The sequence below is a fragment of the Aeribacillus sp. FSL K6-1121 genome (assembly GCF_038003725.1).
GTDB lineage: Bacteria > Bacillota > Bacilli > Bacillales > Aeribacillaceae > Aeribacillus > Aeribacillus composti.
Genome location: NZ_JBBOPS010000001.1, coordinates 3,158,397 through 3,184,360, shown reverse-complemented (window position 1 = coordinate 3,184,360; position 25,964 = coordinate 3,158,397). Strand labels below are relative to the sequence as shown.

Sequence of the window (25,964 nt, the reverse complement as noted above, 5' to 3'; positions counted from 1 at the left end):
ATTTGACGACAAATATTACAAAAAGGTTTCAAGTTTTGGAGGAAAAAATGAAAAAAAAAATAAAAGAAATTATTATCGTTGAAGGTAAAGATGATACGCTGGCAATAAAAAGAGCAGTGGATGCCGATACGATTGAAACGAACGGCTCTGCCATTAATCAATCGATTATTGAACAAATACGCCTTGCCCAAAACACGCGGGGAGTTATTATTTTTACGGATCCTGACGCTCCGGGAGAAAAAATTCGCAAAACAATAGCTGAACATGTTCCTGGATGCAAACATGCCTTTTTGCCACGCAATGAGGCCAGAGCAAAAAACGGGAGAGGAATTGGCGTTGAGCATGCCAGCGCAGAATCTATTCGGAAAGCGCTGCGTTCGGTGAGAGAGGAAATGAACGAATGGAAAAGCAGCATTTCCATGTTAGATTTGATTTTTTATGGTTTAATTGGCGGCCCAACGGCAAAAAAGCGGAGGGAAAAGCTTGGAGAGCGGCTAAAAATCGGCTATGCTAACGGAAAACAGCTAATGAAACGCTTGGCAATGTTTCATATTACGAAAGAAGCGTTTTTGGAGGCAATTGAGGCGATCTTAAAGGAGGAAGAGGCAGATGGAAAAAGAAATAGCAACGTTAAGCCGAACGAAACAAATTCTTGAAAAATACAGCTTTTCTTTTAAAAAAAGCCTAGGGCAAAACTTTATTGTGGAACCGAACATATTGCATCGAATGATTGAGCGTGCAGGTGTAACAGAAGAAACAGGAGTCATCGAAATAGGTCCAGGGATCGGCGCATTAACAGAACAATTGGCAAAAAATGCTAAGAAAGTTATTGCCTTTGAAGTCGATGGCAGACTGCTTCCGATTCTTGAAGAAAATTTAGCTCCATATTCAAATATCGAAATCATTTATCAAGATGTATTAAAGGCAAACCTCCACGAAATCATTGAAAAAAAATTGAACAATTGCCGTGAAGTCATGGTAGTCGCCAATTTGCCATACTATATCACCACGCCGATCATTATGAAGCTTTTGGAAAACCGTTTGCCACTAAAAGCGATCGTCGTCATGCTTCAAAAAGAGGTAGCAGAACGAATGGCTGCCAAACCGTCAACAAAAGATTACGGCTCATTATCCATTGCCGTCCAATATTACACTGAAGCGAAAACGGTTATGTCGGTGCCGAAGACAGTATTCATTCCTCAGCCAAACGTGGATTCGTCTGTCATTCGCCTCGATTTGCGTCCAGAACCGCTTATTCATGTCAAAAATGAAGCATTTTTCTTTCAAGTAGTAAAAGCAAGTTTTGCTCAAAGAAGAAAAACGTTATTGAACAATTTACTCAACAACTTACCCAATGGGAAGGCGAATAAAAACATAATTGAAGAATGTTTGACATCAGCAGGAATCGATGGAAAGCGCAGGGGGGAATCATTGACCATTGAAGAATTTGCTTTATTGAGCGACAGACTTTACGAAATATTTAAATAGGGTAAATCACCATTTTGAAAAGCAAGACATACGTTAAAGAAGAAAAGAAAACTATTCCCGTTCGGAGTGAACATTATGCTAATAAAGCCGGGGATGATAGTGGCCAGAAAGTCTTATCAGTGCGATTTGCTTTTTCGGATCTTAGAAATAAAAAAGGATCATACTGGCCGTCTGATTGCCCTTATTTCAGGACAGGACGTCCGTTTAATTGCTGATGCCCCGTATGACGACTTAGTCATCATGAATAAAGAAGAACAAAAAATACGTGAAAAACAAGAAAGGGAAAAAATAGAAAATACGCTTTATCTCCTGAAGCAAGATTATGATCTATCTCGTGAAAAACAAGAATTTTACGCTTCGTCCGAATTTGAATATCAAAATGAATGTTTTCATATTCCAGGCAGAGTATTACATGTAGATGGCGACCCCAATTATTTGGAAAAATGCTTAAATTTATACGAAAAAATTGGTGTTCCTGTTCACGGCATACATTTAAAAGAAAACGAAATGGCTGATCATATTGATGAGCTTTTAGAAAAATATCGGCCGGATATACTAGTCATTACTGGACATGATTCTTATTCGAAGCATAAAGGGACAATATTGGATTTGAATGCTTACCGACACTCGAAGGATTTTATTAAAACGGTCAGGAAGGCGCGGAAAAAAATTCCCGGGCTTGATCAGCTGATTATTTTTGCCGGTGCATGCCAATCTCATTTTGAGTCATTAATAAGAGCTGGGGCCAATTTTGCAAGTTCACCGTCAAGAGTGAACATTCATGCTTTAGATCCTGTGTATATTGTTTCTAAAATCAGCTTTACTCCTTTTGTAGAACGTATTAATGTTTGGGATGTACTTCGAAACACCTTGTCGCGGGAAAAAGGATTAGGAGGCATTGAAACAAAGGGCGTCATGCGGTCAGGTTTACCATTTAACCGATATATTGAGGAAGCAGGTCAAAACGAATAAACGTTTGGACTGCTTTTTTTTTTTTGGATAAATCCATATAATTTTTGCAAAAACGGGAAAACTATGACAAGTATTAGAGAAATTTGTTGAAAAGAAAACGTTGACACAGATGTTTAAAGGCTGTTATAATAAAAAATTTATTTGACTTATTAGTCGATTCTGTGTATAATGAACTTTGTGAGGTGGTTCCAATGGCAAAAACGTTATCCGATATTAAACAAGCTCTCGATTCTAATCTAGGCCGTCGATTAACATTAAAAGCGAATGGCGGACGTAGAAAAACAATTGAACGTTCAGGCGTTTTAGCCGAGACGTATCCATCGGTTTTTGTGATTGAACTTGACCAGGAAGAAAATGCTTTTGAACGCGTTTCATACAGCTATGCAGATGTGTTAACGGAAACAGTCCAAATTACTTTTATAGATGAAAACAACAATGTTGCAATGGGCGGGCAGTAAACGAAATTTGTTTGCTGCTTTTATTTTTTTCTCTGGCATTTTTTTAAAAGCATAAATCAAGCTTTTCGCTTGAAACTAACAGTAAGCGGATAAAATCCGCGGGAATGTCTGTTTTTATTTAAGGGGGAGTCAAAGAATGGCTAGACGCCGAGGCATTATGTCAGAAAGCTTTAAGTATGAATTGGCTAAGGAATTGGGCTTTTATGAAACGGTCAAAAATGAAGGATGGGGAGCCATTCGGGCTCGTGATGCCGGAAACATGGTAAAACGGGCGATCGAGATTGCAGAAGAGCAATTGGCTAAGCAAAACGGCAAAACTTTTTAAAAGCAGACATTCGGGTGGCCGGCTCATAGTTTGGGCCGGCATTTTTTTGTGTTTTCAATGGACGGATTTTGTCGAATTATGCTATTATATCCCTATTTATGGTACAATGTGAATACATTTTGTCAGAACGAAAAAGTAGGTGAATGTATTTGCGAGTATTGGAAAAAGCTCCGGCAAAAATTAATTTATCTTTAGATGTTTTACATAAAAGATCTGACGGATACCATGAAGTGAATATGGTCATGACGACCATAGATCTAGCTGATCGAATCGAGCTGAAGCTTCTTGATGAAAATAAAATACGTATCATATCGCATAATCGATTTGTGCCAGATGATGATCGGAATTTAGCTTACCAAGCGGCACAGCTTTTAAAGGACCGTTTCGGGATTCAAAAGGGTGTGGCAATCACGATTTCAAAGTGCATCCCTGTTGCTGCGGGCCTTGCAGGAGGGAGCAGTGATGCAGCAGCAACGTTAAGGGGATTAAATAAACTATGGAATTTGGATCTTTCCCTTGATGATCTTGCGAAACTTGGAGCAGAAATTGGTTCAGATGTTTCTTTTTGTGTTTACGGAGGCACAGCTGTGGCGACCGGAAGAGGCGAAAAAATTGAGCTGATTGATCCTCCTCCGCATTGCTGGGTCGTGTTGGCGAAGCCTGATATCGGTGTGTCCACTGCTGAAATTTACCGACATTTAAAGATAAATGACATTGAGCATCCTGATGTTAGTGGAATGGTCAAAGCGATAAAGGATCAAAATTATCAAGAAATCTGTGCGAAGCTTGGAAATGTCCTTGAGTCGGTCACAATGAAGATGTATCCGGAAGTTGCTTTGATTAAAGAACAAATGAAACGTTTTGGAGCTGATGCTGTTTTAATGAGCGGAAGCGGACCGACAGTATATGGACTTGTTCAACACGAGTCGAGGCTTCATCGTGTTTATAACGGCTTGAGGGGATTTTGCGATCAAGTGTATGCAGTCAGAATGCTTGGGGATCGGATAGCCCTTGATTAAATGCGAATATTAAGTTATATTTACTTTAAAAACATTCGGAATTTGGAGGTTCGTCTATGAAATTTAGACGCAGTGGGAGACTTGTCGATATGACACACTATTTGCTTCATCATCCACATGCGCTCATCCCATTAACTTTTTTCTCTGAACGGTACGAATCAGCTAAATCCTCCATTAGCGAGGATTTAGTGATCATAAAGCAAACCTTTGAGCAACAAGGGATCGGAACTTTAATCACAACCCCAGGCGCAGCTGGCGGTGTCAAATTTATTCCGAAGGTGACGAGGGACGAAGCAAATGGAATTATTCAAAGACTGTGCGAGAAAGTCTCAGACCCCAGCCGGCTTTTGCCTGGAGGTTATTTATATTTAACAGATTTACTGGGAAATCCAAAAATGATGAATCAAATCGGGCGTTTATTTGCTTCGGTTTTTGCGAATCGTACAATTGATGTCGTCATGACTGTAGCTACGAAAGGAATCCCAATTGCTTATGCAGTTGCCAGCTATTTGGATGTTCCCTTTGTCATCGTTCGCCGTGACAATAAAGTGACAGAAGGGCCGATGGTAAGCATTAATTATGTTTCAGGCTCTTCGAAAAGAATCCAAACTATGACGCTTGCAAAGAGGAGCTTAAAAGAAGGATCGAATGTGTTAATTGTTGACGACTTTATGAAGGCCGGAGGAACGATCAACGGCATGATCAGCATGCTGTCTGAATTTGGCGCAAATGTTTCAGGAATTGGGGTTCTTGTGGAATCAGAAAGCGTGGATGAACGGCTTGTAAATGAATATATTTCCATTTTAAAACTTTCCGATATGAATGAAAAGGAACGATCCATACAAGTTAGTAAAGGAAATTATTTCGATTTCCTCTAGCATAAAAATAATGAATCGTAAGGGAGTGTTTCAAAATGAAAGTCGTTTCAACAAAAAAGGCTCCGGCTGCAATCGGACCATACTCTCAAGGAATTATTGTGAATAACATGTTTTATAGCTCTGGACAAATTCCTTTAACCCCTGAAGGAAACTTGGTACAAGGAGATATTAAAGAACAGACTCACCAAGTTTTCGCGAATTTAAAGGGTGTATTGGAAGAAGCAGGCGCTTCGTTGGAAACTGTCGTCAAAGTAACCGCATTTTTAAAAGATATGAACGATTTCGCTGCTTTTAATGAAGTATATGGGGAATATTTTCAAACGCATAAGCCTGCTCGGTCATGTGTGGAAGTTGCAAGACTTCCGAAAGATGTCCTCGTTGAAATTGAAGTGATTGCTTTAGTTAAATAAAAGGTTGATTGTTCAGGATCCGTTTTGCGAATCGGATCCTTTTTTATTTTTTTATTTTTCCCAAAAATTTTTTGTGTGAAAAGAAGGAAAATTTAAAAATCCGTTGAATTGTTGAATTATGGTTACTAAAGTTTTTGCGAAGAAAAAGGTGGTGAACAGGATGGAAGTGACAGATGTAAGATTGCGCCGCGTCAATACAGAAGGTCGGATGAGAGCGATTGCGTCCATAACATTGGATAATGAATTTGTCGTCCACGATATACGTGTAATTGACGGAAATAACGGCCTTTTTGTAGCAATGCCTAGTAAACGTACACCGGATGGAGAGTTTCGAGACATTGCACATCCTATTAATTCAAATACTCGCGGTAAAATTCAAGACGCTGTTCTAGCTGAATATCACCGTTTAGGTGAGACGGAAGATTTTGAATATGAAGAAGCAGGGGCTTCATAAAAATATGATGTAAAAGAAGGGGCTTAAAGCATTCAGCTTAAGACCCTTTCTTTTTTAAAGGATCTGTTCACTAATACGATTTAGTAAACGTTTGCAAAAGAATAGATGGCCTCCTTTGTTTTTCTTACATACTCAATTGTTATGCAGCTATTGATCATCAAGTCTGATGGTTGTATAGGAAATGGTATTTGTTTCAAAAATTAATGTTCATACATCGGCATTTGAAAAAATGCAGAGCTGTAAATCGTAAATCAACTTCGTTGAACAACAATGCATCCAAGTATAACCTTCTACGTTCAGCCACCGTCAGAAAATCTGGTTCATCGAAAGGAAGCAATCGAATGAATCAAAAAAACTTTAGGCAATGTTGTTCTGCTGAAATGAATTTTTTTTTGTGTTAAGGCCTCCAATCAGGCGTTCTTTTCCTTCTTGTTTTTTCGTCAAAGTATCAAAACCGGCCTTTAGAGAAGAGGGAAGAAGCATAAAATTTAGGGCTTCCTCGTAGATTTTTAATAAAATTCCTATCCTATTTCTGTACCTTTTTCGAGAAAAATAGAGTGAAACGGAAATTTACGGAATCACACAAGATTTCTTGAAATAGAACATTATTTAAGATAAGATTTTTATGGATAAAAAGGGTATTGGAGGCCTATAAATGGAGAAATGTTTTGCAGTCATCTTAGCAGCCGGGCAAGGAACAAGAATGAAATCAAAGCTCTATAAAGTGCTGCATCCTGTTTGCGGTAAACCTATGGTACAGCATGTGATAGACAATGTTTCCAAGCTTCAAGTTGACGAAATCATTACCGTCGTCGGTCATGGTGCGGAAAAAGTAAAATCAGAGCTCGGCGAACAGACATTGTATGTTTTGCAGGAGCAGCAGCTTGGAACTGCTCACGCTGTTTTGCAGGCGGCTCAATATCTTGAGGGGAAAGAAGGAACGACAATTGTTGTTTGTGGCGATACGCCGCTGATCACCAGCGAGACGTTTGAAAAATTGTTAAAGCATCATCTGGAAACGAAAGCAAAAGCCACCATTCTGACAGCAGAAGCGGATGATCCGACTGGATATGGACGAGTGATCCGCAATGAAGAAGGGCTGGTTGAAAAAATAGTTGAGCATAAAGATGCTACAGAAAGTGAACGTCTTGTGACAGAAATTAATACGGGAACTTATTGCTTTGATAACGCTTCCTTATTTGAAGCTTTAAAGCATGTCAATAATGACAATGCGCAAGGCGAATATTATTTGCCGGATGTAATTGAGATTTTGAAGGAAAAAGGCGAAATCATTTCAGCGTTTCAAACAGATTCTTTTGAAGAAACGTTAGGGGTAAACGACCGCATAGCGCTTTCGCAAGCGGAGCTTATTATGAAAAGGCGAATCAATCAAAAGCATATGAAAAACGGAGTTACAATTGTCGATCCTGATAATACATATATATCAGTAGATGCAGAGATCGGACAAGATACTGTCATTTATCCGGGTACAGTCATTATCGGTAAAACGGTCATCGGAGAGGAATGTGAAATCGGTCCCAACTCCGAAATTAAAGATTGCCAAATTGGCCATAATACGAACATCCGTCATTCTGTTGTTCATGACAGTCAGATCGGAAATCAGGTTAACATCGGTCCGTTCGCACACATTCGCCCAGCCTCCGTTATTGACGATGGAGTAAAAATTGGGAATTTTGTCGAAGTCAAAAAATCTAAAATTGGAAAAGAATCGAAAGCATCCCATTTAAGCTATATTGGAGATGCAGAAGTTGGGAATGGGGTGAATCTTGGCTGCGGTTCGATAACAGTTAACTATGACGGGAAAAATAAATATTTAACGAAAATCGAAGACGGAGCCTTTATTGGATGTAATTCAAACCTTATTGCGCCGGTTACGATTGGCGAAGGAGCATATGTAGCAGCCGGATCAACTATTACAGATGACGTCCCTGGCAGCGCATTATCGATCGCAAGGGCTCGTCAAGTGAATAAAGAGAGATACGTCATCGAAAAAATGAATGGTAAAAAATCGTAATTTGGAGGGTCCCTTTACAATGACAAAAAATCGTTATAAAGACGAAAATTTAAAAATCTTTTCTTTAAACTCAAACGCAGCCCTTGCCAGGGAGATCGCGGATATAGTAGGAGTCGATTTGGGAAAAAGTTCGGTTACGAGATTTAGTGACGGGGAGATTCAAATTAATATTGAAGAAAGCATTCGCGGCTGCGATGTATACGTGATCCAATCGACAAGTGATCCAGTCAATGAGCATTTAATGGAATTGCTCATTATGATTGATGCGCTTAAACGTGCATCTGCCAAAACCATTAATATTGTTATGCCATACTATGGTTATGCGCGGCAGGATCGGAAAGCACGTGCAAGAGAACCTATTACTGCTAAGCTTGTTGCGAATTTATTGGAAACTGCAGGCGCGACAAGGATGATTACTCTTGATTTGCATGCTCCGCAAATCCAAGGTTTCTTTGACATTCCTATCGATCACTTAATGGGAGTGCCGATTTTAGCAGATTATTTCTTGGAAAAACGCTTTGATGATATTGTCATTGTTTCTCCTGATCATGGCGGTGTGACGAGAACACGAAAAATGGCAGATCGGCTGAAGGCGCCAATTGCCATAATCGATAAGCGCCGTCCTAAGCCAAATATGGTTGAAGTTATGAACATTGTTGGGAATGTCGAAGGCAAAACAGCCATTTTAATTGATGATATCATCGATACAGCAGGAACGATTACGCTTGCGGCAAATGCTCTAGTAGAGCATGGGGCAAGGGAAGTTTATGCCTGCTGTACACATCCGGTGTTGTCTGGACCTGCGATAGAACGAATTCAAAACTCGAAGATTAAAGAGTTAGTCGTAACGAATTCAATCGCTTTGCCGGAAGAGAAAAAAATTGAAAAGCTGATTCAGCTTTCTGTCGCTCCATTGCTAAGTGAAGCGATCATCCGTGTTCATGAAAAACAATCGGTCAGCGTGCTTTTTGACTAATATTTTGTCTTTGACTTTTAAACGATTTTAGCAGATTATAATATTATAGGGATCTTCCTTGCGAGTTGTGAGTTGATTATTTCTTTCATTAGCATGTTTAGACTTTGTGATGATGGGAAACCAATAGTAGTAAGAAGGCTTTTTTCGAATTGAGTTGTTAGAAAAAAAGTCTGAAAGAAAGGGGATTACCATGACAGCAGTCATACATGCAAAAGAAAGAAAATCATTTACCAATTCGTCAAGAAGAAAAGCTAGAAAGCAAGGACAAATTCCTGCCGTAATTTACGGAAAAAAACAAGAGAACAAAGCGATTTTAGTGAGCGAATCGGAATTGTTAAAAATTTTGCGCGAACAAGGGCGCAATGCGATGTTGAACATTCAGCTTGACGGCGAAAACCATCAAGCCCTCCTGTACGAACTGCAGCATGACCCAATGAAAAACACGATTATACATGCGGATTTTTATGTTGTCGATATGGATGATGAAGTAGATATCGAAGTACCAATTGTCTTAATTGGAGAAGCAAAAGGAGTAAGAGAGGGCGGTGTGCTGCAGCAGACAACACATGAGGTGGAAGTGAGAGCGAAACCTGCTCATATTCCTTCGGCGATTGAAGTCGATGTAACAAATTTAGAAATAGATGATACAATCCATATACAAGATATTCAAACAGATGGACAGTTTAAAATTTTAGATGAGCCTGAAACGGTTGTGGCAACCATCCTGCCGCCGGAAAATGAAGACTTGGATACGGCTGATGAGCAAAAAAGTGAAGAGAAGGAAGACGGAGCTGTAGAAGAATAAATTAGGCGTAACCTATTTTGGTTACGTCTTTTATGCTATTAATTGTCATCTCACTATCATAAAAAATTGGGGGACATTTCATGAAAGTAATAGCAGGGCTTGGGAATCCTGGAAAAAAATATGAACAAACTAGACATAACGTTGGGTTTATGGTAATTGATGAATTATCAAAGCGTTTAAACATATCTTTAAATGAAAGCAAATTTAACGGAATATACGGTATCGGTCATTTTTCAAATGAAAAGATATTATTGATAAAACCGCTTACATTTATGAATTTATCGGGTGAATGCATTCGTCCTTTACTGAATTATTACAATGTCCCAACTGAACAGTTGGTTGTAATATATGACGATTTAGATTTGCCTGTAGGCAAGATTCGCCTTAGAATGAAAGGGAGTGCTGGTGGTCACAACGGAATGAAATCTATCATTCAGCATTTAGGTTCGGAAGATTTTAAACGGATTCGAATTGGGATTGGCCGTCCGAAACACGCGATGGATATCGTCGACTATGTATTAGGAAAATTTACAGAAGAAGAAATGCACCATATTCAACATTCCGTTGATCGATCGGCTAGTGCATGTGAAAAATGGATACACACGCCATTCTTAGAAGTCATGAACGAATACAATTAACAAACGTATAAAAATGGCTCCTGCCGTTCATAATAATCATAAAACCTTTCATTCCACAAGTGCAGGAGGTTGGAGGATGCCGCTTCATTATTATTGCCGCCATTGCGGCGTCAAAATTGGTAGCGTTGAAAAATCTGTTTTTAGCATCGATTTAGGATTTCATCATTTAACGAATGAAGAGCGGAAAGAAATGATCGAGTATCTTCCAAACGGTGATATTCATGTCAAAAGTATTTGTGAAGATTGTCAGGAGGCGCTAGAGCGAAATCCCGATTTTCATCAATATGAAAATTTTATACAGTAAAAGCTTTGGAAACTTGATTTCAAAATTTCCAAAGCATTTTTATATTTGTCGAGAGGAGGCTGGAGATTGGAAAGCCTGTATCAATTTTTTTATGCGCAAAACGACTTTCAAGCAGTTGTAGACGGTATAAAAGAAGGTTTGAAAGAACAAATGGTAGCCGGACTTTCTGGCTCAGCAAGGTCTGTATTTATTTCCGCTTTTTACAAAGATGTCAAACAACCGATGTTGGTTGTGACTCATAACCTTTATCAAGCTCAGATCATTTATGAAGATTTAAATAATTTACTAGGCGATTCTGTCTATTTGTATCCTGTAAATGAATTGATCGCATCTGAGATCGCAGTCGCAAGTCCAGAGCTAAAAGCACAAAGGATGGAAGTGTTGAATCGTTTATGTAAAGGTGAAAAAAGCATCGTTGTAGCCCCCGTTGCTGCATTAAGACGAATGCTCCCACCGAAAGAGTTATGGAAAAGCCATCAGCTTTCTATTTCTGTTGGAGGAACATTTGAATTAAACGAGAAGCTTCCGCATCTTCACTCAATGGGATATGAACGTGTTTCCATGGTGTCTGCTCCTGGGGAATTCAGCGTGCGCGGTGGAATTATTGATATTTATCCTTTAACGGAGGAACATCCTATTCGCATCGAACTATTTGATACGGAAGTAGATTCAATCCGAACGTTCAGTCTTGAAGACCAAAGATCGATTGAAATGATTCAAGAAGTGACAATCGGACCGGCAGAGGAAATCATTTTAACGGACAGCCATTATGAAAAAGGAATGAAGCAGTTAGAAACGGCTTTATCAAACAGCTTAAAGAAATTGAAAAAAGATGAGCACAAAAATTTATTTATAGAAAATATCCGCTATGATCTGGAAAAATTGCAAAATAGGCAGAAGGATCAGGAGTTCTTTAAATATTTTTCATTCTTTTATGACAAACCTGCTAGTTTGCTAGATTATTTCCCTGCGGATACGGTTATTGTCATTGATGAAGTAAGCCGTGTGCATGAAATGGTTGATCATCTTGAGAATGAAGAAGGAGAATGGTTTACTTCTTTACTGGAACAAGGGAAAATTGTCCATGATGCGAAAGTGTCCCATAAATACTACCAGCTTATACGTGACACATCTTATCCAATTGTTTATTTATCACTGTTTTTGCGGCACGTCCCCTATACAAACCCGCAAAATTTGATGAACGTGTCTTGCAAGCAGATGCAAAATTTCCATGGACAAATGCACTTGTTGAAATCAGAAGTTGATCGCTGGATCAAGGCAAATTACACCGTAGTTTTTCTCGGTGCAAATGATGAACGGGCCAAAAGACTTGAACGGGTGCTTGGAGACTATGAGATTGAAGCAGTCATTTCTGATTCAAACCACATTCTGTCAAAGGGGCTGCACATTTTAAAAGGAGATTTACAGACAGGCTTTGAACTTCCTTTAGGACGACTTGCGGTCATAACGGAAGAAGAACTTTTCAAAAAGAGGGTAAAACGAAGACAGCAAAGGCAGAAGCTTTCAAATGCAGAAAGAATTAAAAGCTATTCTGAGCTTGAAGTGGGAGATTATGTCGTACATGTTAATCATGGGATTGGAAAATATCTTGGAATTGAAACTTTAGAAATTAACGGTATACACAAAGACTACCTGCACATTCGTTACCAAGGAAATGACAAACTGTATGTTCCAGTTGAACAAATTGATCAAGTTCAAAAATATGTGGGCACAGAAGGAAAAGAGCCGAAAATTTACAAATTAGGCGGAAACGAATGGAAAAGAGTCAAGAAAAAAGTGGAATCGTCTGTTCAAGATATTGCTGACGATTTAATTAAACTGTATGCTGAGCGGGAAGCAAGCAAAGGCTATGCGTTCAGCCCTGATTCGGAAATGCAAAGGGAGTTTGAAGCAACATTCCCTTATAAAGAAACAGAAGATCAGCTTCGTTCCATTCAAGAGGTGAAAAAGGATATGGAACGGGAGCGGCCGATGGATCGACTTCTTTGCGGAGATGTCGGATATGGGAAAACCGAGGTGGCGATTCGGGCTGCCTTCAAAGCGATTATGGATCAAAAACAAGTTGCCTTTCTTGTTCCGACAACCATTTTAGCGCAGCAGCATTACGAAACGATCAGGGATCGTTTTCAAGATTACCCAATTAACATTGGTGTATTAAGCCGCTTCCGGACGAGAAAAGAGCAGAATGAAACGATTAAAGGCTTGAAAAATGGAACGATCGATTTAGTCATTGGAACACATCGTTTGCTTTCCAAAGATGTTCAATTTAAAGATTTAGGCTTGTTGATTATTGATGAGGAGCAGCGATTTGGAGTTACACATAAAGAAAAAATAAAACAAATGAAAGCAAACATTGATGTGTTAACTTTGACGGCAACTCCGATTCCAAGAACACTCCACATGTCCATGATCGGCGTGCGTGATCTATCAATCATTGAAACTCCTCCAGAAAATCGCTTTCCTGTTCAAACATATGTAGCGGAATATAACCCAATACTTGTGAAAGAGGCGATCGAACGTGAATTAGCGCGAGGAGGTCAAGTATACGTTTTATATAACCGGGTTGAGGATATCGACCGGAAAGCCAATGAAATCTCTATGCTTGTTCCAGATGCAAGAGTAACCTTTGCACATGGAAAAATGTCTGAAAATGAGCTTGAATCGGTAATATTAAACTTTTTGGATGGCCAATATGACGTGCTTGTCAGCACAACTATTATTGAAACAGGTGTGGACATTCCGAATGTAAATACATTGATTGTTTATGACGCCGATAAAATGGGGCTTTCTCAGCTCTATCAATTGCGCGGGCGTGTCGGTCGTTCCAATCGTGTCGCTTACGCATATTTTACTTACCGGAAGGACAAAGTTTTATCAGAAGTTGCTGAAAAACGATTGCAGGCCATTAAAGAATTTACTGAATTAGGTTCAGGTTTTAAAATTGCGATGCGTGATTTGGCCATTCGGGGAGCCGGTAATTTGTTAGGTCCTCAACAGCATGGCTTCATTGATTCGGTAGGTTTTGATTTATATTCCCAAATGCTGAAGGAAGCGATCGAACAACGGAAAGGTGAACAGCCAAAAGAGACAAAAAGGGAAGTTGAAATTGAGCTTGAATTAGATGCCTACATTCCGCAGTCTTACATTGATGATGGAAAACAAAAGATTGACATGTACAAAAGGTTTAGAGGCATCGAAACGTTTGATGATTTACAGGAACTGCATGAAGAATTATTGGACAGATTTGGCGAGTATCCAAAGGAAGTAGACTTTTTGTTTAAAGTAGCGAAGCTAAAGTTATATGCACGGCAAGAAAAAGTCGAAGTCATTAAACAAACGAAAGATCTTATCACGATTCTTATTTCAGAGGAAGCAAGCAGCTCCTTTGACGGACAAAAATTGTTCGAGCTAACGGATGAATTCGGTCGCATAGTCGGGTTTGGCATGGAAGGGAAAAGGCTGAAATTAACATTGCAAATTCATAATTTAGAAACTGAAAAATGGCTGTCTATTTTAATGAAGCTGTTGGCAGGCTTAAAAGACGCAAAGAAAGAAGAAGTTTCTGCCGGCTAATATTGAAACAGGGTTAAAATGGAAATGCTGGCAATGGGTTTTTAAGCGGTGTTTGGAAAAAATTCGCTTTCATCATGTATATTACGTGGTTAGTGAAGGATACTAATTTCAACGATGGTGATTGTTCCAAAAATGGAAAAAGGGCAATCGCTACTTTACTAATCTTTAGATGAAAGTGAGGCAGCATAAGATGAAAGCAACTGGTATCGTTCGACGGATTGATGATTTAGGCCGTGTAGTCATTCCTAAAGAAATTCGAAGAACATTGCGTATCCGTGAAGGCGACCCATTAGAAATTTTCGTTGACCGAGATGGTGAAGTAATACTGAAAAAATACTCCCCAATCAGTGAATTGAGTGATTTTGCGAAAGAATATGCTGAAGCGTTATTCGATAGCTTAAACAGCCCCGTTCTCATATGTGATCGTGATGCTATTATTGCTGTTTCCGGAGTTTCGAAAAAAGAGTATTTGAATAAAAATATAAGCGAGCTGCTGGAACGGGTGATGGATGAACGGCAATCGGTTTTCATTTCAGAAGAAGAAGAAATTGAAATCGCTGATGGTGTAACAGAACAAGTAAAATCTTATTGCATTGGACCGATCATTGCAAACGGTGATCCTATCGGGGCTGTTGTCATATTTTCGAAAGAGCAGCCTTTAACAGAAGTAGAAAGTAAGGCAGTTGAGACAGCCGCTAGTTTTTTGGCAAGACAAATGGAACAATAAAGGGAATAATTACTTTTTTACTTCTTCCACAAGCAGACTGTCTCCAACACCACGTTAATAAAAGAGACCACAGAATTCACAACAGTTTCTGTGGTCTCTTCTTTATTTCCACTCTTCACGTATTTAACGAACGACGGCGCTACCTGTTTAAAACATCTTTCGGATGGAAAGCTACAACGTAAAACATGATTGTGTTGGATGGATTTATTTCCATCATTTTCAAAGTTCATCTATATGATATTTCGACACGGTTTGTTGAAGTTCTGTTTTTCCTCTTTAGGAACAGACTAAAACCTTTTGTTCCTCTAATTCACCTTCTTATTTTGGGGAATTTTTCTAAAATCCTGTCGATGAATTTGCCAAGAAAGCTCATCACTTCGAAGGGCGGACAGCCAATTCCCTTCACAATAGTCAACAGGATAGCAGGCATTTCATCGCTGTTAAATTTTATTGAGCGTGGCAAGGAGCAGAAAATAAACCTTTCAGGAAAGGTGTCTCTAGGTTTGCGAAAACCACGAAGGTTAAAAATGGGGTATGTGTTAGATTTTTTTTATTTACGGAACTTATGCCGGAATTTGGACTTAAAAGCCGTGAAGTTTAGCCGAGCGCTCTAAAGATTCTCTTTCGGCCGAATGTGGACGAGATTATGTTATAATATGCTGGAAAAAGATGAAGCATGAATTTTGGAAGGAGTAAACGTGTGATTCAAAATGTGCCTCAAGCAAGAACGAACAAATTTTTGCAAGGTGCGGTTTTATTGACGGCTGCTGGAATCATTACGAAAGGATTAAGTGCTATCTACCGAGTTCCTTATCAAAATATTGTAGGGGATATCGGTTTTTATATTTATCAGCAAATATATCCGTTTTTAGCAATTGTCATGGTTTTATCGACAACGGGATTTCCGGTTATTCTGTCAAAGCTGCTGAATGAGTATAGCGATGGCAGCAATTTTAAAAATTTCCGGAAAATATTGGTCGTCTGTTTTTCTTTTTTTGCTTTGATCAGTCTGTTTTCGTTCACGAGCTTGTTTTTAGGAGCTGACAAGCTTGCCCGTTGGATGGGCGATCCGAAACTGGCGCTTTTATTAAAAGCGGCTGCATGTTCGTTTCTGTTTTTTCCATTTATTTCAATGCTAAGAGGCGTTTTTCAAAGCTGCCATGAAATGCTGCCGGTATCTTTGTCGCAAATCGTTGAACAAGCTATACGGGTCGGTGCTTTTTTATCGATCACTTGCTTTTTCGTTTATAAAGGATTCGATCTTTATGAAACAGCTGCCGGCGCCATTTTTAGCTCCCTCATTGGGTATATCGGGGCGTTTATGCTTTTGCTTGTATATTGGAAAAAAAGAGTGCCGTTACCGCTTTCCCGATCATCGAAAGAAGCGGCTGTATCTGTGAAAAAGATCTTAACCAAATTGCTGATTTATACTGTGACCTTTTGTTTGACGAGCATGCTGATGATTTTTATGCAATTGGCAGATTCATTTCAGCTGTATAAACTGATGGTCAACAGCGGTGCAGATCCTGAAGCAGCGAAAATAGCAAAAGGCATATATGATCGGGGACAACCGCTATTGCAGGTAGGAACGGTTGCAGCTACATCTCTCGCATTGTCTCTTGTTCCGCTTATTTCATCGTTTCGGCATAAAGCATTTCAATATATTCAGCAGCATGTCGCCTTATCTTTTAAAATTTGTTTGATTGTCGCCATCGGGGCTACGGCAGGTTTAATTTCCATCATCGAGCAAGTTGATTTCATGCTGTTTGCCGATACAAAAGGGGCGGGCGTATTATCGGTGTTCAGCATTTCGATTTTATTTAGCTCGGTTGCGATAACGTCTGCCGGCATTTTGCAAGGAGTCAATGAAACCGTCTGGCCGGCTTTATCTGTTTTAGCCGGAGTAGCCGTGAAAATCTTACTCAATGAATGCTTCATTCCGTTTTTCCATACATACGGGGCGGCATTGGCGACTGTTTGCGGATATGGAGTCGTGTGCTTGTTGAATCTAGCGGTTTTAAATCGGAAAAAATATAAGTTAGCTTCTTTCAAGGCTGTATGGAAAATGATTGGCTCTGCTGTTGTCATGTTTTTATCGATCAAGCTTTACTTTTTTCTATTTGATTTTTTTATATCAGACGAAACGCGTATGAGCGCTTCCATTCAATCATTGACAGCTGTCGTTTTCGGAGCGGCTGTGTATATGTTTTTCATCATCCAATCAGCCATTTTTACAGGGAAGGAAATAGAGAGCTTGCCTTTTAAAAATAAGATCAGTGCATGGAAAGAGAGGAAGGAAAATGGATAAGCAAATTACGATTGTTGGCCTGGGCGCGGGGGATGTCGATCAGCTGCCGCTAGGGGTTTTTAAAATTTTGACCTCCAGTCTGCCGCTATTTGTAAGAACAGAGGATCATCCTGTTTTAAGTGAAATTAAAGACGAAATTGGCTCGTTTCAGTCTTTCGATTCCGTTTATGAAATGTTTGATCAATTTGAAGATGTTTATGCGGAAATTGCAAAAAAACTATTGGAGGAAGCAGAAAAATATCAGCATATCGTATATGCGGTACCTGGACATCCGCTTGTTGCAGAAAAAACCGTTCAGCTTTTGCTGAAGGAAATGGAGCAAGGAAAAGTAAATGTGTCGATACAGGGCGGACAATCGTTTTTGGATGCAATGTTTCAAGCTCTGCGCATCGATCCTGTCGAAGGCTTGCAATTCATTGATGCGCAGGATATGAAACGGGAAGAGCTTTCCTTTCGGCAGCATTTGATTATTTGCCAGGTTTATGACAAGATGATTGCATCGGATGTGAAATTGACGTTAATGGAAGACTTGCCGTTCGATTATGAAGTTTACCTCGTAACGGCTGCAGGGAGCAAATACGAGGACATTAAAAAAGTTCGATTATATGAAATGGATAGATGTGTAGAACTGAGCAATTTAACATCGTTATACATCCCGCCGGTCAAGGATGAACAATTGCTGTATCATCGCTTTTCAGCGTTGCGAAACGTCATTCGAACACTTCGCGGGCCAAACGGCTGTCCGTGGGATCGAAAGCAAACCCATCAATCATTAAAGCGGTACTTAATTGAAGAATGCTACGAGCTGATTGAAGCTATTGATGAAAATGATATTGATCATATGATTGAAGAGCTCGGAGACGTTTTGCTTCAGGTGGTGCTTCATGCCCAAATTGGAGATGACGAAGGATTTTTTACCATTGATGATGTGATTCGCATGTTAACAGATAAAATGATCCGCCGCCATCCCCATGTTTTTGGCAATGTCGAGGCACAAAATGCAGAAGAAGCTGTAAAGAGCTGGGAGGAGGCAAAAAAATCTGAAAACAGGAATGAGAGCGAATCACTTTTAGATTCTGTTTCAAAGGCGCTCCCAGCTCTGTCAAAAGCTTATCAATATCAAAGAAAGGCGGCGAAAGTCGGTTTCGATTGGCCTGATGTACTGGATGCTTGGGAGAAGGTGTCAGAAGAACTGCAGGAGTTTAAAAAGGAAATCGATAATGGAGATGGCGGAACGGAAAAAGCAAAAGAAGAGTTCGGCGATATTCTGTTTGCTCTTATTAATGTTGGAAGATTTTACGAAATTGAGCCTGAAGAAGCATTAGTCATGACAAACGAAAAGTTTTCGCGGAGATTTCGGTTTATAGAACAAAAGGCCCGTGATGCTGGGAAAAATTTAAAAAGTATGTCTTTGGCAGAAATGGATCAATATTGGGAAGAGGCTAAAATGAAAGAGGGGGATCGGACATGAGATTAGATAAATTTTTAAAAGTATCGAGGCTGGTGAAAAGACGCACGCTTGCCAAGGAAGTGGCAGATCAAGGAAGAGTGACAATCAACGGGCATCCAGCAAAAGCGAGCTCCAATGTGAAGGTTGGCGACGAGCTGTCCATTCAATTTGGACATAAGGTAGTGACAATAAAAATCGAATCTATAAATGAAACAGTAAAGAAGGAAGAGGCAAAAAATCTTTATACCATTTTGAAGGAAGAACAAAGGACAGATTTATAAAACGCTCCCTGTATTGTACAAGGAAACAACAAGGCTTGTTCTAAACCCTGCACATCTTACATAAAAATGTAAAAGGAAAGCATCCATTAATTAGAGTGCGGGGGGATGATAATGAGCCAGTATTATGGCGGTAACCATTCACATAAAGAAACCGTGCAGGAGCATAATGTAGTCATGAAGGACCGGAAGCTGTTAGATATTTCTGGCGTGAAGCAGGTGGAAAGCTTTGATAATGAGGAATTTTTGCTTGAGACGGTAATGGGTCCGCTCGCGGTTCGGGGAGAACATTTACAAATGAAAAACTTGGATGTCGATAAAGGCGTCGTATCCATAAAAGGAAAAATTTATGAAGTTTCTTATTTAGATGATTTCAGCTCGGAGAAGGCTAAAGGCATTTTTAGCAAGTTGTTTAAATGACCCTTACCACTCAATTTTACACCATGATTGCGATGATCGGCATGGGCAGTTTTCTAGGCGCCGCACTTGATACTTACAATTTTTTTTTAAAAAGATGGGATCGAAAAAGGTGGGTTGTTTTTTTAAACGATTTAGTATTTTGGGCGGTTCAAGGACTTTTAACTTTTTATGTTCTATTGTATGTAAATCAAGGGGAATTAAGATTTTATGTATTTTTAGCACTTTTATGCGGTTTTGCCGCCTATCAAAGCCTCCTACGGAACGGATACATGACCTGTTTGCGGATTATGATAAAAATCGCTGTTTCTATATACCAATTTTTTGTAAAAATCGTTTTACTGCTTCTTATCAATCCTATTAAATGGATAGTTCATATGGCGATAGCATGTTCTATGTCTCTTTTACTATTTTTATGGAAGGTTATCAAATGGTCTTCACAACTCTTATTCAAGTTATGTAAAATTTTATTAGCGCCATTACTATGGGGATTGAACATACTTTGGGGAAAAGCTCCTCAACCAATAAAGCAAAAGATGCTGCATTCGAAACAAATCATAGAAGGAATATTCATAAATATAAAGAATATGTTACGTAAGCTGTATCGTCGGTTCCGCTAAATTTAGGAGGGATTGCAGGAATGAGAAAGAAACGAGAGTTGAATGTAGCTATGCTGCAGCAAACAAATGAACCCGGACAAGAAGTTAAAGCTGAGATGAGACAAAGAAGAAAACGAGGGCTAATTCGACGGTTAGCTGCATTTGGTATAATGGCTGTTACTTGTATTGCGATTATGGCGTCAACGCTCGTTTCTCAATCAATTGCTATTAATAAGAAGCTTGAAGAAAAAAAACAGCTTGAAACAAAACTGGAGAATTTAAAAGAAGAGGAAAAAGATTTGAAGGCAGAAATCATCAAGCTGAAGGATGAAGAATATATCACAAAGCTTGCAAGAAAAGATTATTTTTTATCTGATGAAGGAGAAGTCATTTTTAATATTCCGGGGAATGAACAGTAATATTGACCCCGTTTTTTTATTTTTGTATAATTAAATAAATTATTTTTAATTTTTTTATGATTTAAGGAGGAGCATTTTTTTTATGTCAATTGAAGTTGGCAGCAAGTTACAAGGTAAAGTAACTGGCATTACGAATTTTGGAGCATTTGTGGAGCTGCCAGGAGGCTCAACAGGACTTGTTCATATTAGTGAAGTTGCTGACAATTACGTGAAAGACATTCATGATCATTTAAAAGTCGGCGATGAGGTTGAAGTCAAGGTTATTAATGTAGAAGAAGACGGAAAAATCGGATTGTCCATCAAAAAGGCAAAAGATCGTCCAAAAAAACATGATCATCGTTCCAAAGAAAGTTTTGAGCAAAAAATGAGCCGCTTTTTAAAAGAGAGCGAGGACCGTCTTGCTTCACTTCGGCGTCACACTGAATCAAGACGAGGAGGGAGAGGAGCAAGAAGGGGGTAACTTGCTGCTGTTAATGTTATAGATGATCGCAGACCGCCACCTGAAGATTCAGGTGGTGTATTTAAATTGTCCGAAAATTATTTTTTTATTTTATTGTTGACGGCTCTCATGTTCATATGTATTATAGAACATGTGCGTATTTTACATGAACATAAAGATGCAGTTGATTTGGCGGCGTAGCTCAGCTGGCTAGAGCGTACGGTTCATACCCGTGAGGTCGGGGGTTCGATTCCCTCCGCCGCTACCAATTGAATATTGGCCCGTTGGTCAAGTGGTTAAGACACCGCCCTTTCACGGCGGTAACACGGGTTCGAATCCCGTACGGGTCATGAGAAGAGGCTCTTTCTTTAAAAGAAAGAGTCTTTTTTTATGGAAAAGTTTAAAATTTTGTATTTATATAGGATAGATAAATTTAATTTTTCACCGATTTCAACAAGTTCCGACTCATGTTTTTCGGCTTTTGCTTTTAAAACGGACCAACACGCTGTTACAATCATCTCTTTGAAATGACGGCGACTCAATGTCTCAATGGGCTGCTCTGTTCCTTTTAAAGATTTGTCGTCTATAACAGAAATCGTCGAAATATTCTTATGAACAATTTCCTCCTTTTGACAAATTCCTTTATGAAAAGCTTGTATAATGACTATCAATTACGGTAGTAGGAGGAGTGTCGCTATAATGGAAAAAGTTGAGAGAAGATTTCTGATACCTTTTGCCAATGTCCAATTGGAAAGAACACAATCACTTCTATGGAGATCTTGGAAAAGAGCGGGGCTGCATTTGCATTCTTTTCTGTTTCACAAAGGGTTTGTTTATGTATTGGTCGGGTTTTTGCTGGGGAGAGCTTTTATTTTATCTGAGATTATTCCGTTCGCCCTTCCTTTTTTTGGAGCTGTATGGCTTTTAAAAAGGGACAAGGCATTGCTTGCTGCACTATCACTAATTGCAGGGGCATTCACCATCTCATTGGAATTATGTTTGTTAGTGCTTTCTTCTATATGTATATTTCTTTTGCTTCATAAAATGACTAGTTTTTTCATTAAAACAGATGAAATAAAAATATTGCCTTTTACGATTTTTTCGGGACTTGCTGCCAGCCGCCTTTTATATTCAAAGTTAACTGCAGGATTTATCAGCACGTACGATCTTTTAATGACAGGGGTTGAGGCAGGTCTGTCGATCATCCTGACGTTGATTTTTTTGCAGAGCATCCCGCTTCTTTCAGTGCGGAAATATAAACAAACTTTACGAGTCGAAGAGATTATCTGCTTGATGATTTTGCTTGCGTCCGTCATGACGGGCTTAGTTGGAATCAGTTACCAAAATATACAGGCGGAACACGTTCTTTCACGATATATTGTCCTATTGCTCGCTTTTACCGGAGGTGCAGGCATCGGATGTACAGTTGGTGCTGTAACAGGTTTGGTGCTTAGCCTGGCGAATGTCTCCAATTTGTATCATATGAGCCTACTTGCATTTTCAGGTTTATTGGGAGGTCTGCTAAAGGAAGGACAAAAAGCAGGAGCGTCAGTTGGCCTGATCATTGGCTCACTTTTAATCACGCTATATGGAGAAGGATCGGCTGATGTTTGGACAACCTTATGGGAATCGGGCACCGCGGTTTTGCTGTTTTTACTGACCCCGAAAAGCTTTACAGAACAGCTGGCAAAGCATATTCCTGGAACAAACGAGCATGTTTTGGAGCAGCAGAAGTATGTTCGAAATATACGTGATATAACTGCTCGGCGGGTTGATCAATTTTCTAACGTTTTTCGGGCATTATCTGAGAGCTTTTCGACTTTTTACCCGGAGGATGGAGAGGATATAGAAAGAGAAACGGATTTATTTTTAAGCAAGATCACCGGACAGACCTGCCAAACTTGTTTTAAGAAGGAGAAATGCTGGGTCAACAATTTTGACCAGACATATCAATTAATGAAGCAAGTGATGAATGAAACGAAAGAAAAGACGTATGCAAATAATCGCAGATTGCAGAAAAAGCTTCACAGGCATTGTTCGAAAGCTAATCTAGTGGTCGGGACGATTGAGCAGGAAATGCACTTTTTAGAAGCGAATCGGAAATTAAAAAAGCAAGTGCAAGAAAGCAGAAGATTGGTAGCTGAACAGCTGCTAGGAGTTGCTCAAGTAATGTCCGACTTTTCTCGGGAAATGAAAAAGGAACGGGAACATCATTTTCTGCAGGAAGAGCAAATTTTCTATGCTCTTCAAAACTTCGGTTTAGAAATTGGCCATATTGATATATACAGCCTTGAAAAAGGGAACGTCGATATAGAAATGAGCATTCCGTATTGCGGCGGCCATGGAGAATGTGAAAAAATTATTGCTCCGATGCTTTCCGATATATTAAACGAAATGATCATCGTGAAAAATGAAGAATGTGCAGGTTATCCAAATGGATTTTGTCACGTTGTGTTCGGTTCTGCAAAAGCATACAAAGTGGAAACGGGTGTTGCTCATGCTGCAAAAGGAGGAGGTCTTGTTTCAGGCGACAGCCATTCCATGATTGAATTGGGCGTCGGAAAATTTGCCATAGCCATTAGCGATGGAATGGGGAACGGGGAAAGGGCTCATTTTGAAAGCAATGAAACGATTAAATTGTTGGAAAAAATTCTTCAATCAGGCATTGATGAAAAAATTGCTATCAAAACCATCAACTCTATATTGTCGCTGAGAACGACAGATGAAATTTATGCAACATTAGATTTGTCTATCATTGATTTACAAAGCGCCAATTGCAAATTTATGAAAATCGGATCTACTCCGAGTTTTATTAAACGAGGAAATAAAATTATCAAAATCGAGTCTAGTAATTTGCCGATCGGCATTATCGATGATTTTGAGGTGGACATTGTAGACGAACAGCTAAAAGCAGGAGATTTATTAATTATGATGAGTGACGGAATATTTGAGGGACCAAGGCATGTAGAAAATTATGATTTATGGATGAAAAGAAAAATAAAAGAAATAGAGACTGATGATCCACAAGAAATAGCCGATTTAATTATGGAGGAGGTGATCCGCTCCAGATCGGGGGCAATCGATGACGATATGACGGTTGTGGTGGCTCGAATTAATCATAATACACCGAAATGGGCGGCGATCCCTGTTTCAAATTTTTATAAATCGAAAAAGATAAGCTGATTTTCTGCCATGCTTAGTATAAAACGTTTTCCTTCTGGTGAGGATGGTAATAAATCATTGACCAGGAGGAGGAAAAATGAGAAAAGGGACATTAAAACAAATTTTGTTGTTAACTGACGGATGCTCAAATCATGGTGAAGATCCAATTGCTATGGCGGCTTTAGCTAAGGAGCATGGGATTACTGTCAACGTAATTGGGATTTTAGAAGAGAATGTGATAGATCAAGATGCAATGCAGGAAATAGAAGGAATTGCTGAGGCAGGGGGAGGAGTGAGCCAGGTAGTTTATGCCCATCAGCTTTCACAAACAGTACAGATGGTCACTAGAAAAGCGATGACACAAACATTGCAGGGAGTTGTTAATCGTGAATTAAAGCATATTTTAGGAAAATCAACTTCTATTGAAGAGCTGCCGCCTGAACAGCGTGGTGAAGTTATGGAGGTTGTGGAAGAGCTTGGTGAAACGGTCAATTTAGAAATTTTAATTCTCGTAGATACGAGTGCAAGCATGGGGCCAAAGCTTCCAACGGTAAAAGAAGCGCTTTTTGATTTATCCATTAGCCTAAATTCAAGAATAGGCAATAATCAATATTCGCTGTTTATATTTCCTGGGAAAAGATCAGAAACAGAAATTTTATTGGATTGGACTCCGAAACTGGATTCTTTATCAACCATTTTTCCGAAATTAACGACAGAAGGATTGACACCAACTGGTCCGGCGATAAAAGGAGCTATACAACATTTTAAACAAAAACGCTCATTGAGGGGAATGCTCGATGATGAATACCTCGATGAACAAAGCATGTAAAGTTCTTCCCGGTACCATTATTAAAGGAAAATGGCATGGAAACACGTATCGGATATTAAAAATGCTGGGGTGCGGAGCAACAGGGTCGGTTTACCTTATTGAATCCAGTAAAGGGTATGCAGCATTAAAAATAAGTGAAAATAGCATGGGAATCACTTCAGAAGTAAACGTGTTAAAGAGACTGGCCAAGGTCCAAGGTTCGTGCCTTGGGCCTTCTTTGATCGATGTGGACGATTGGTTTAACACAGCTAGCGGAAAGATGCTTCCGTTTTATGTTATGGAGTATGTTAAAGGTGAACATTTTATCCAGTTTATTAAAAATAATGGTGCGATTTGGATTGACGTGCTAATCTTGCAGCTTTTGTCCAATTTGGAGGAGCTTCATCAGTCAGGCTGGGTTTTTGGTGATTTAAAGCCTGACAATCTAATTGTTACAGGACCTCCTCCTAAAATTCGCTGTATTGATGTAGGTGGCACAACGATAAACGGAAGATCCATTAAAGAATTTACAGAGTTTTTTGACAGGGGATACTGGGAATTGGGGACGAGAAAAGCTGAACCGAAATATGATCTTTTTGCAGTAGGTATGATTATTATCAATGCTGTTTTTCAAAAACGCTTTTCAAAAAAAGGAAACAGTAAGGAGCAATTGATACAAATCATTAACTCCCATCCTTTTTTAAACGAAAGAAAACAAGTGTTGACGAAAGCTTTATTTGGCTCCTATTCATCCGCTTTGGAAATGAAGCAGGATCTTTTGCATCATGTTTCAAACGCTAATTTGCAAAGAAAGAGAAATGTACAAGCACAATCTAAACCGAAAAGGACAGCTAACAATCGAAAAAGAAAGAAAAAGAAAAGCAAAGGGCTGATCGAAACATTGGTGATTATGGTTTGCCTAGCATTTCTATATTCTTTATATATTTTTGCGACACTTCTGTAAATGGCTGCTGCTTGTTTAAAGCGGCAGTGCTTTTCCC

General features: G+C 39.3%; 26 protein-coding genes and 2 tRNA genes. All 28 read left to right on the top strand.

The window, feature by feature from the left end:
* The first annotated feature begins 47 nt into the window (after positions 1-47).
* The 28 genes from rnmV to NSQ61_RS15480 all read left to right on the top strand — a co-directional run bounded on the left by rnmV (position 48) and on the right by NSQ61_RS15480 (position 25,927).
* Positions 48-656: a ribonuclease M5 gene (gene rnmV / locus NSQ61_RS15610; RefSeq protein WP_186439261.1), complete on the top strand. Its 609-nt coding sequence runs from the start codon at positions 48-50 to the stop codon at positions 654-656.
* The gene (gene rsmA, locus NSQ61_RS15605; protein WP_340807504.1) at positions 610-1,488 is read left to right on the top strand and encodes a 16S rRNA (adenine(1518)-N(6)/adenine(1519)-N(6))-dimethyltransferase RsmA; all 879 of its coding nucleotides are present in this window, start codon (positions 610-612) and stop codon (positions 1,486-1,488) included. Before rnmV ends, rsmA begins: the two co-directional genes overlap by 47 nt.
* A gap of 75 nt (positions 1,489-1,563) precedes the next feature.
* Positions 1,564-2,460, top strand: coding sequence for a sporulation peptidase YabG (gene yabG / locus NSQ61_RS15600; RefSeq protein ID WP_063387588.1), 897 nt, complete (start codon positions 1,564-1,566; stop codon positions 2,458-2,460).
* Between the two features lie 191 nt (positions 2,461-2,651).
* Complete coding sequence (gene veg, locus NSQ61_RS15595; RefSeq protein WP_063387587.1) at positions 2,652-2,918, top strand: biofilm formation stimulator Veg; 267 nt, start codon at positions 2,652-2,654, stop codon at positions 2,916-2,918.
* Positions 2,919-3,054: 136 nt separating this feature from the next.
* A complete protein-coding gene (locus NSQ61_RS15590) occupies positions 3,055-3,243 on the top strand; it encodes a small, acid-soluble spore protein, alpha/beta type (RefSeq protein WP_063387586.1) in 189 nt (62 codons plus the stop codon).
* Between the two features lie 149 nt (positions 3,244-3,392).
* Positions 3,393-4,262 carry a 4-(cytidine 5'-diphospho)-2-C-methyl-D-erythritol kinase gene (ispE, locus tag NSQ61_RS15585; protein WP_063387585.1) on the top strand — a complete coding sequence of 290 codons (870 nt, stop codon included), beginning with the start codon at positions 3,393-3,395 and terminating at the stop codon, positions 4,260-4,262.
* Between the two features lie 56 nt (positions 4,263-4,318).
* Positions 4,319-5,140 (top strand): pur operon repressor, encoded by an 822-nt coding sequence (purR, locus tag NSQ61_RS15580; protein WP_063387584.1) that lies wholly within the window; start codon positions 4,319-4,321, stop codon positions 5,138-5,140.
* A gap of 35 nt (positions 5,141-5,175) precedes the next feature.
* A complete protein-coding gene (ridA, locus tag NSQ61_RS15575) occupies positions 5,176-5,550 on the top strand; it encodes a 2-iminobutanoate/2-iminopropanoate deaminase (protein WP_063387583.1) in 375 nt (124 codons plus the stop codon).
* A gap of 160 nt (positions 5,551-5,710) precedes the next feature.
* Positions 5,711-6,004, top strand: coding sequence for a septation regulator SpoVG (gene spoVG, locus NSQ61_RS15570; protein ID WP_063387582.1), 294 nt, complete (start codon positions 5,711-5,713; stop codon positions 6,002-6,004).
* A gap of 655 nt (positions 6,005-6,659) precedes the next feature.
* Positions 6,660-8,039, top strand: a complete 1,380-nt coding sequence (gene glmU / locus NSQ61_RS15565; protein ID WP_063387581.1) for a bifunctional UDP-N-acetylglucosamine diphosphorylase/glucosamine-1-phosphate N-acetyltransferase GlmU — start codon at positions 6,660-6,662, stop codon at positions 8,037-8,039.
* A 19-nt stretch (positions 8,040-8,058) separates the two neighbouring features.
* Complete coding sequence (locus NSQ61_RS15560) at positions 8,059-9,015, top strand: ribose-phosphate diphosphokinase (protein ID WP_063387580.1); 957 nt, start codon at positions 8,059-8,061, stop codon at positions 9,013-9,015.
* 190 nt (positions 9,016-9,205) lie between these two features.
* A complete protein-coding gene (locus tag NSQ61_RS15555) occupies positions 9,206-9,820 on the top strand; it encodes a 50S ribosomal protein L25/general stress protein Ctc (RefSeq protein ID WP_340807501.1) in 615 nt (204 codons plus the stop codon).
* Positions 9,821-9,900: 80 nt separating this feature from the next.
* Entirely contained in the window at positions 9,901-10,458 is a 558-nt protein-coding gene (gene pth / locus NSQ61_RS15550) for an aminoacyl-tRNA hydrolase (RefSeq protein WP_063387578.1), read from the top strand.
* 76 nt (positions 10,459-10,534) lie between these two features.
* Positions 10,535-10,762 carry an anti-sigma-F factor Fin family protein gene (locus NSQ61_RS15545; protein ID WP_340807499.1) on the top strand — a complete coding sequence of 76 codons (228 nt, stop codon included), beginning with the start codon at positions 10,535-10,537 and terminating at the stop codon, positions 10,760-10,762.
* A 66-nt stretch (positions 10,763-10,828) separates the two neighbouring features.
* Entirely contained in the window at positions 10,829-14,356 is a 3,528-nt protein-coding gene (mfd, locus tag NSQ61_RS15540) for a transcription-repair coupling factor (protein WP_340807497.1), read from the top strand.
* A gap of 190 nt (positions 14,357-14,546) precedes the next feature.
* On the top strand, positions 14,547-15,083 hold the full coding sequence (spoVT, locus tag NSQ61_RS15535; protein ID WP_063387575.1) for a stage V sporulation protein T: 537 nt from the start codon (positions 14,547-14,549) through the stop codon (positions 15,081-15,083).
* Between the two features lie 700 nt (positions 15,084-15,783).
* Positions 15,784-17,391 carry a putative polysaccharide biosynthesis protein gene (locus NSQ61_RS15530; RefSeq protein WP_161939808.1) on the top strand — a complete coding sequence of 536 codons (1,608 nt, stop codon included), beginning with the start codon at positions 15,784-15,786 and terminating at the stop codon, positions 17,389-17,391.
* Entirely contained in the window at positions 17,384-18,862 is a 1,479-nt protein-coding gene (gene mazG, locus NSQ61_RS15525; RefSeq protein ID WP_063387574.1) for a nucleoside triphosphate pyrophosphohydrolase, read from the top strand. The genes NSQ61_RS15530 and mazG overlap by 8 nt, the downstream gene beginning before the upstream one ends.
* Positions 18,859-19,122: an RNA-binding S4 domain-containing protein gene (locus NSQ61_RS15520; RefSeq protein ID WP_063387573.1), complete on the top strand. Its 264-nt coding sequence runs from the start codon at positions 18,859-18,861 to the stop codon at positions 19,120-19,122. The genes mazG and NSQ61_RS15520 overlap by 4 nt, the downstream gene beginning before the upstream one ends.
* A 111-nt stretch (positions 19,123-19,233) precedes the next feature.
* Positions 19,234-19,539, top strand: coding sequence for a sporulation protein YabP (gene yabP, locus NSQ61_RS15515; RefSeq protein WP_063387572.1), 306 nt, complete (start codon positions 19,234-19,236; stop codon positions 19,537-19,539).
* Positions 19,536-20,156: a spore cortex biosynthesis protein YabQ gene (gene yabQ / locus NSQ61_RS20360; protein WP_063387571.1), complete on the top strand. Its 621-nt coding sequence runs from the start codon at positions 19,536-19,538 to the stop codon at positions 20,154-20,156. Before yabP ends, yabQ begins: the two co-directional genes overlap by 4 nt.
* Before the next feature lie 20 nt (positions 20,157-20,176).
* Complete coding sequence (locus tag NSQ61_RS15510) at positions 20,177-20,554, top strand: FtsB family cell division protein (RefSeq protein ID WP_340807494.1); 378 nt, start codon at positions 20,177-20,179, stop codon at positions 20,552-20,554.
* A gap of 82 nt (positions 20,555-20,636) precedes the next feature.
* Positions 20,637-21,014, top strand: coding sequence for a S1 domain-containing RNA-binding protein (locus tag NSQ61_RS15505; RefSeq protein WP_063387569.1), 378 nt, complete (start codon positions 20,637-20,639; stop codon positions 21,012-21,014).
* A gap of 170 nt (positions 21,015-21,184) precedes the next feature.
* Positions 21,185-21,261, top strand: a tRNA-Met gene (locus NSQ61_RS15500).
* A gap of 10 nt (positions 21,262-21,271) precedes the next feature.
* Positions 21,272-21,343, top strand: a tRNA-Glu gene (locus tag NSQ61_RS15495).
* A gap of 349 nt (positions 21,344-21,692) precedes the next feature.
* Positions 21,693-24,176 carry a stage II sporulation protein E gene (gene spoIIE / locus NSQ61_RS15490; RefSeq protein ID WP_144598266.1) on the top strand — a complete coding sequence of 828 codons (2,484 nt, stop codon included), beginning with the start codon at positions 21,693-21,695 and terminating at the stop codon, positions 24,174-24,176.
* A 76-nt stretch (positions 24,177-24,252) separates the two neighbouring features.
* Entirely contained in the window at positions 24,253-24,984 is a 732-nt protein-coding gene (locus NSQ61_RS15485; protein ID WP_066247229.1) for a vWA domain-containing protein, read from the top strand.
* Entirely contained in the window at positions 24,953-25,927 is a 975-nt protein-coding gene (locus NSQ61_RS15480; protein ID WP_340807490.1) for a protein kinase domain-containing protein, read from the top strand. The genes NSQ61_RS15485 and NSQ61_RS15480 overlap by 32 nt, the downstream gene beginning before the upstream one ends.
* The last annotated feature ends 37 nt before the right edge of the window (positions 25,928-25,964 follow it).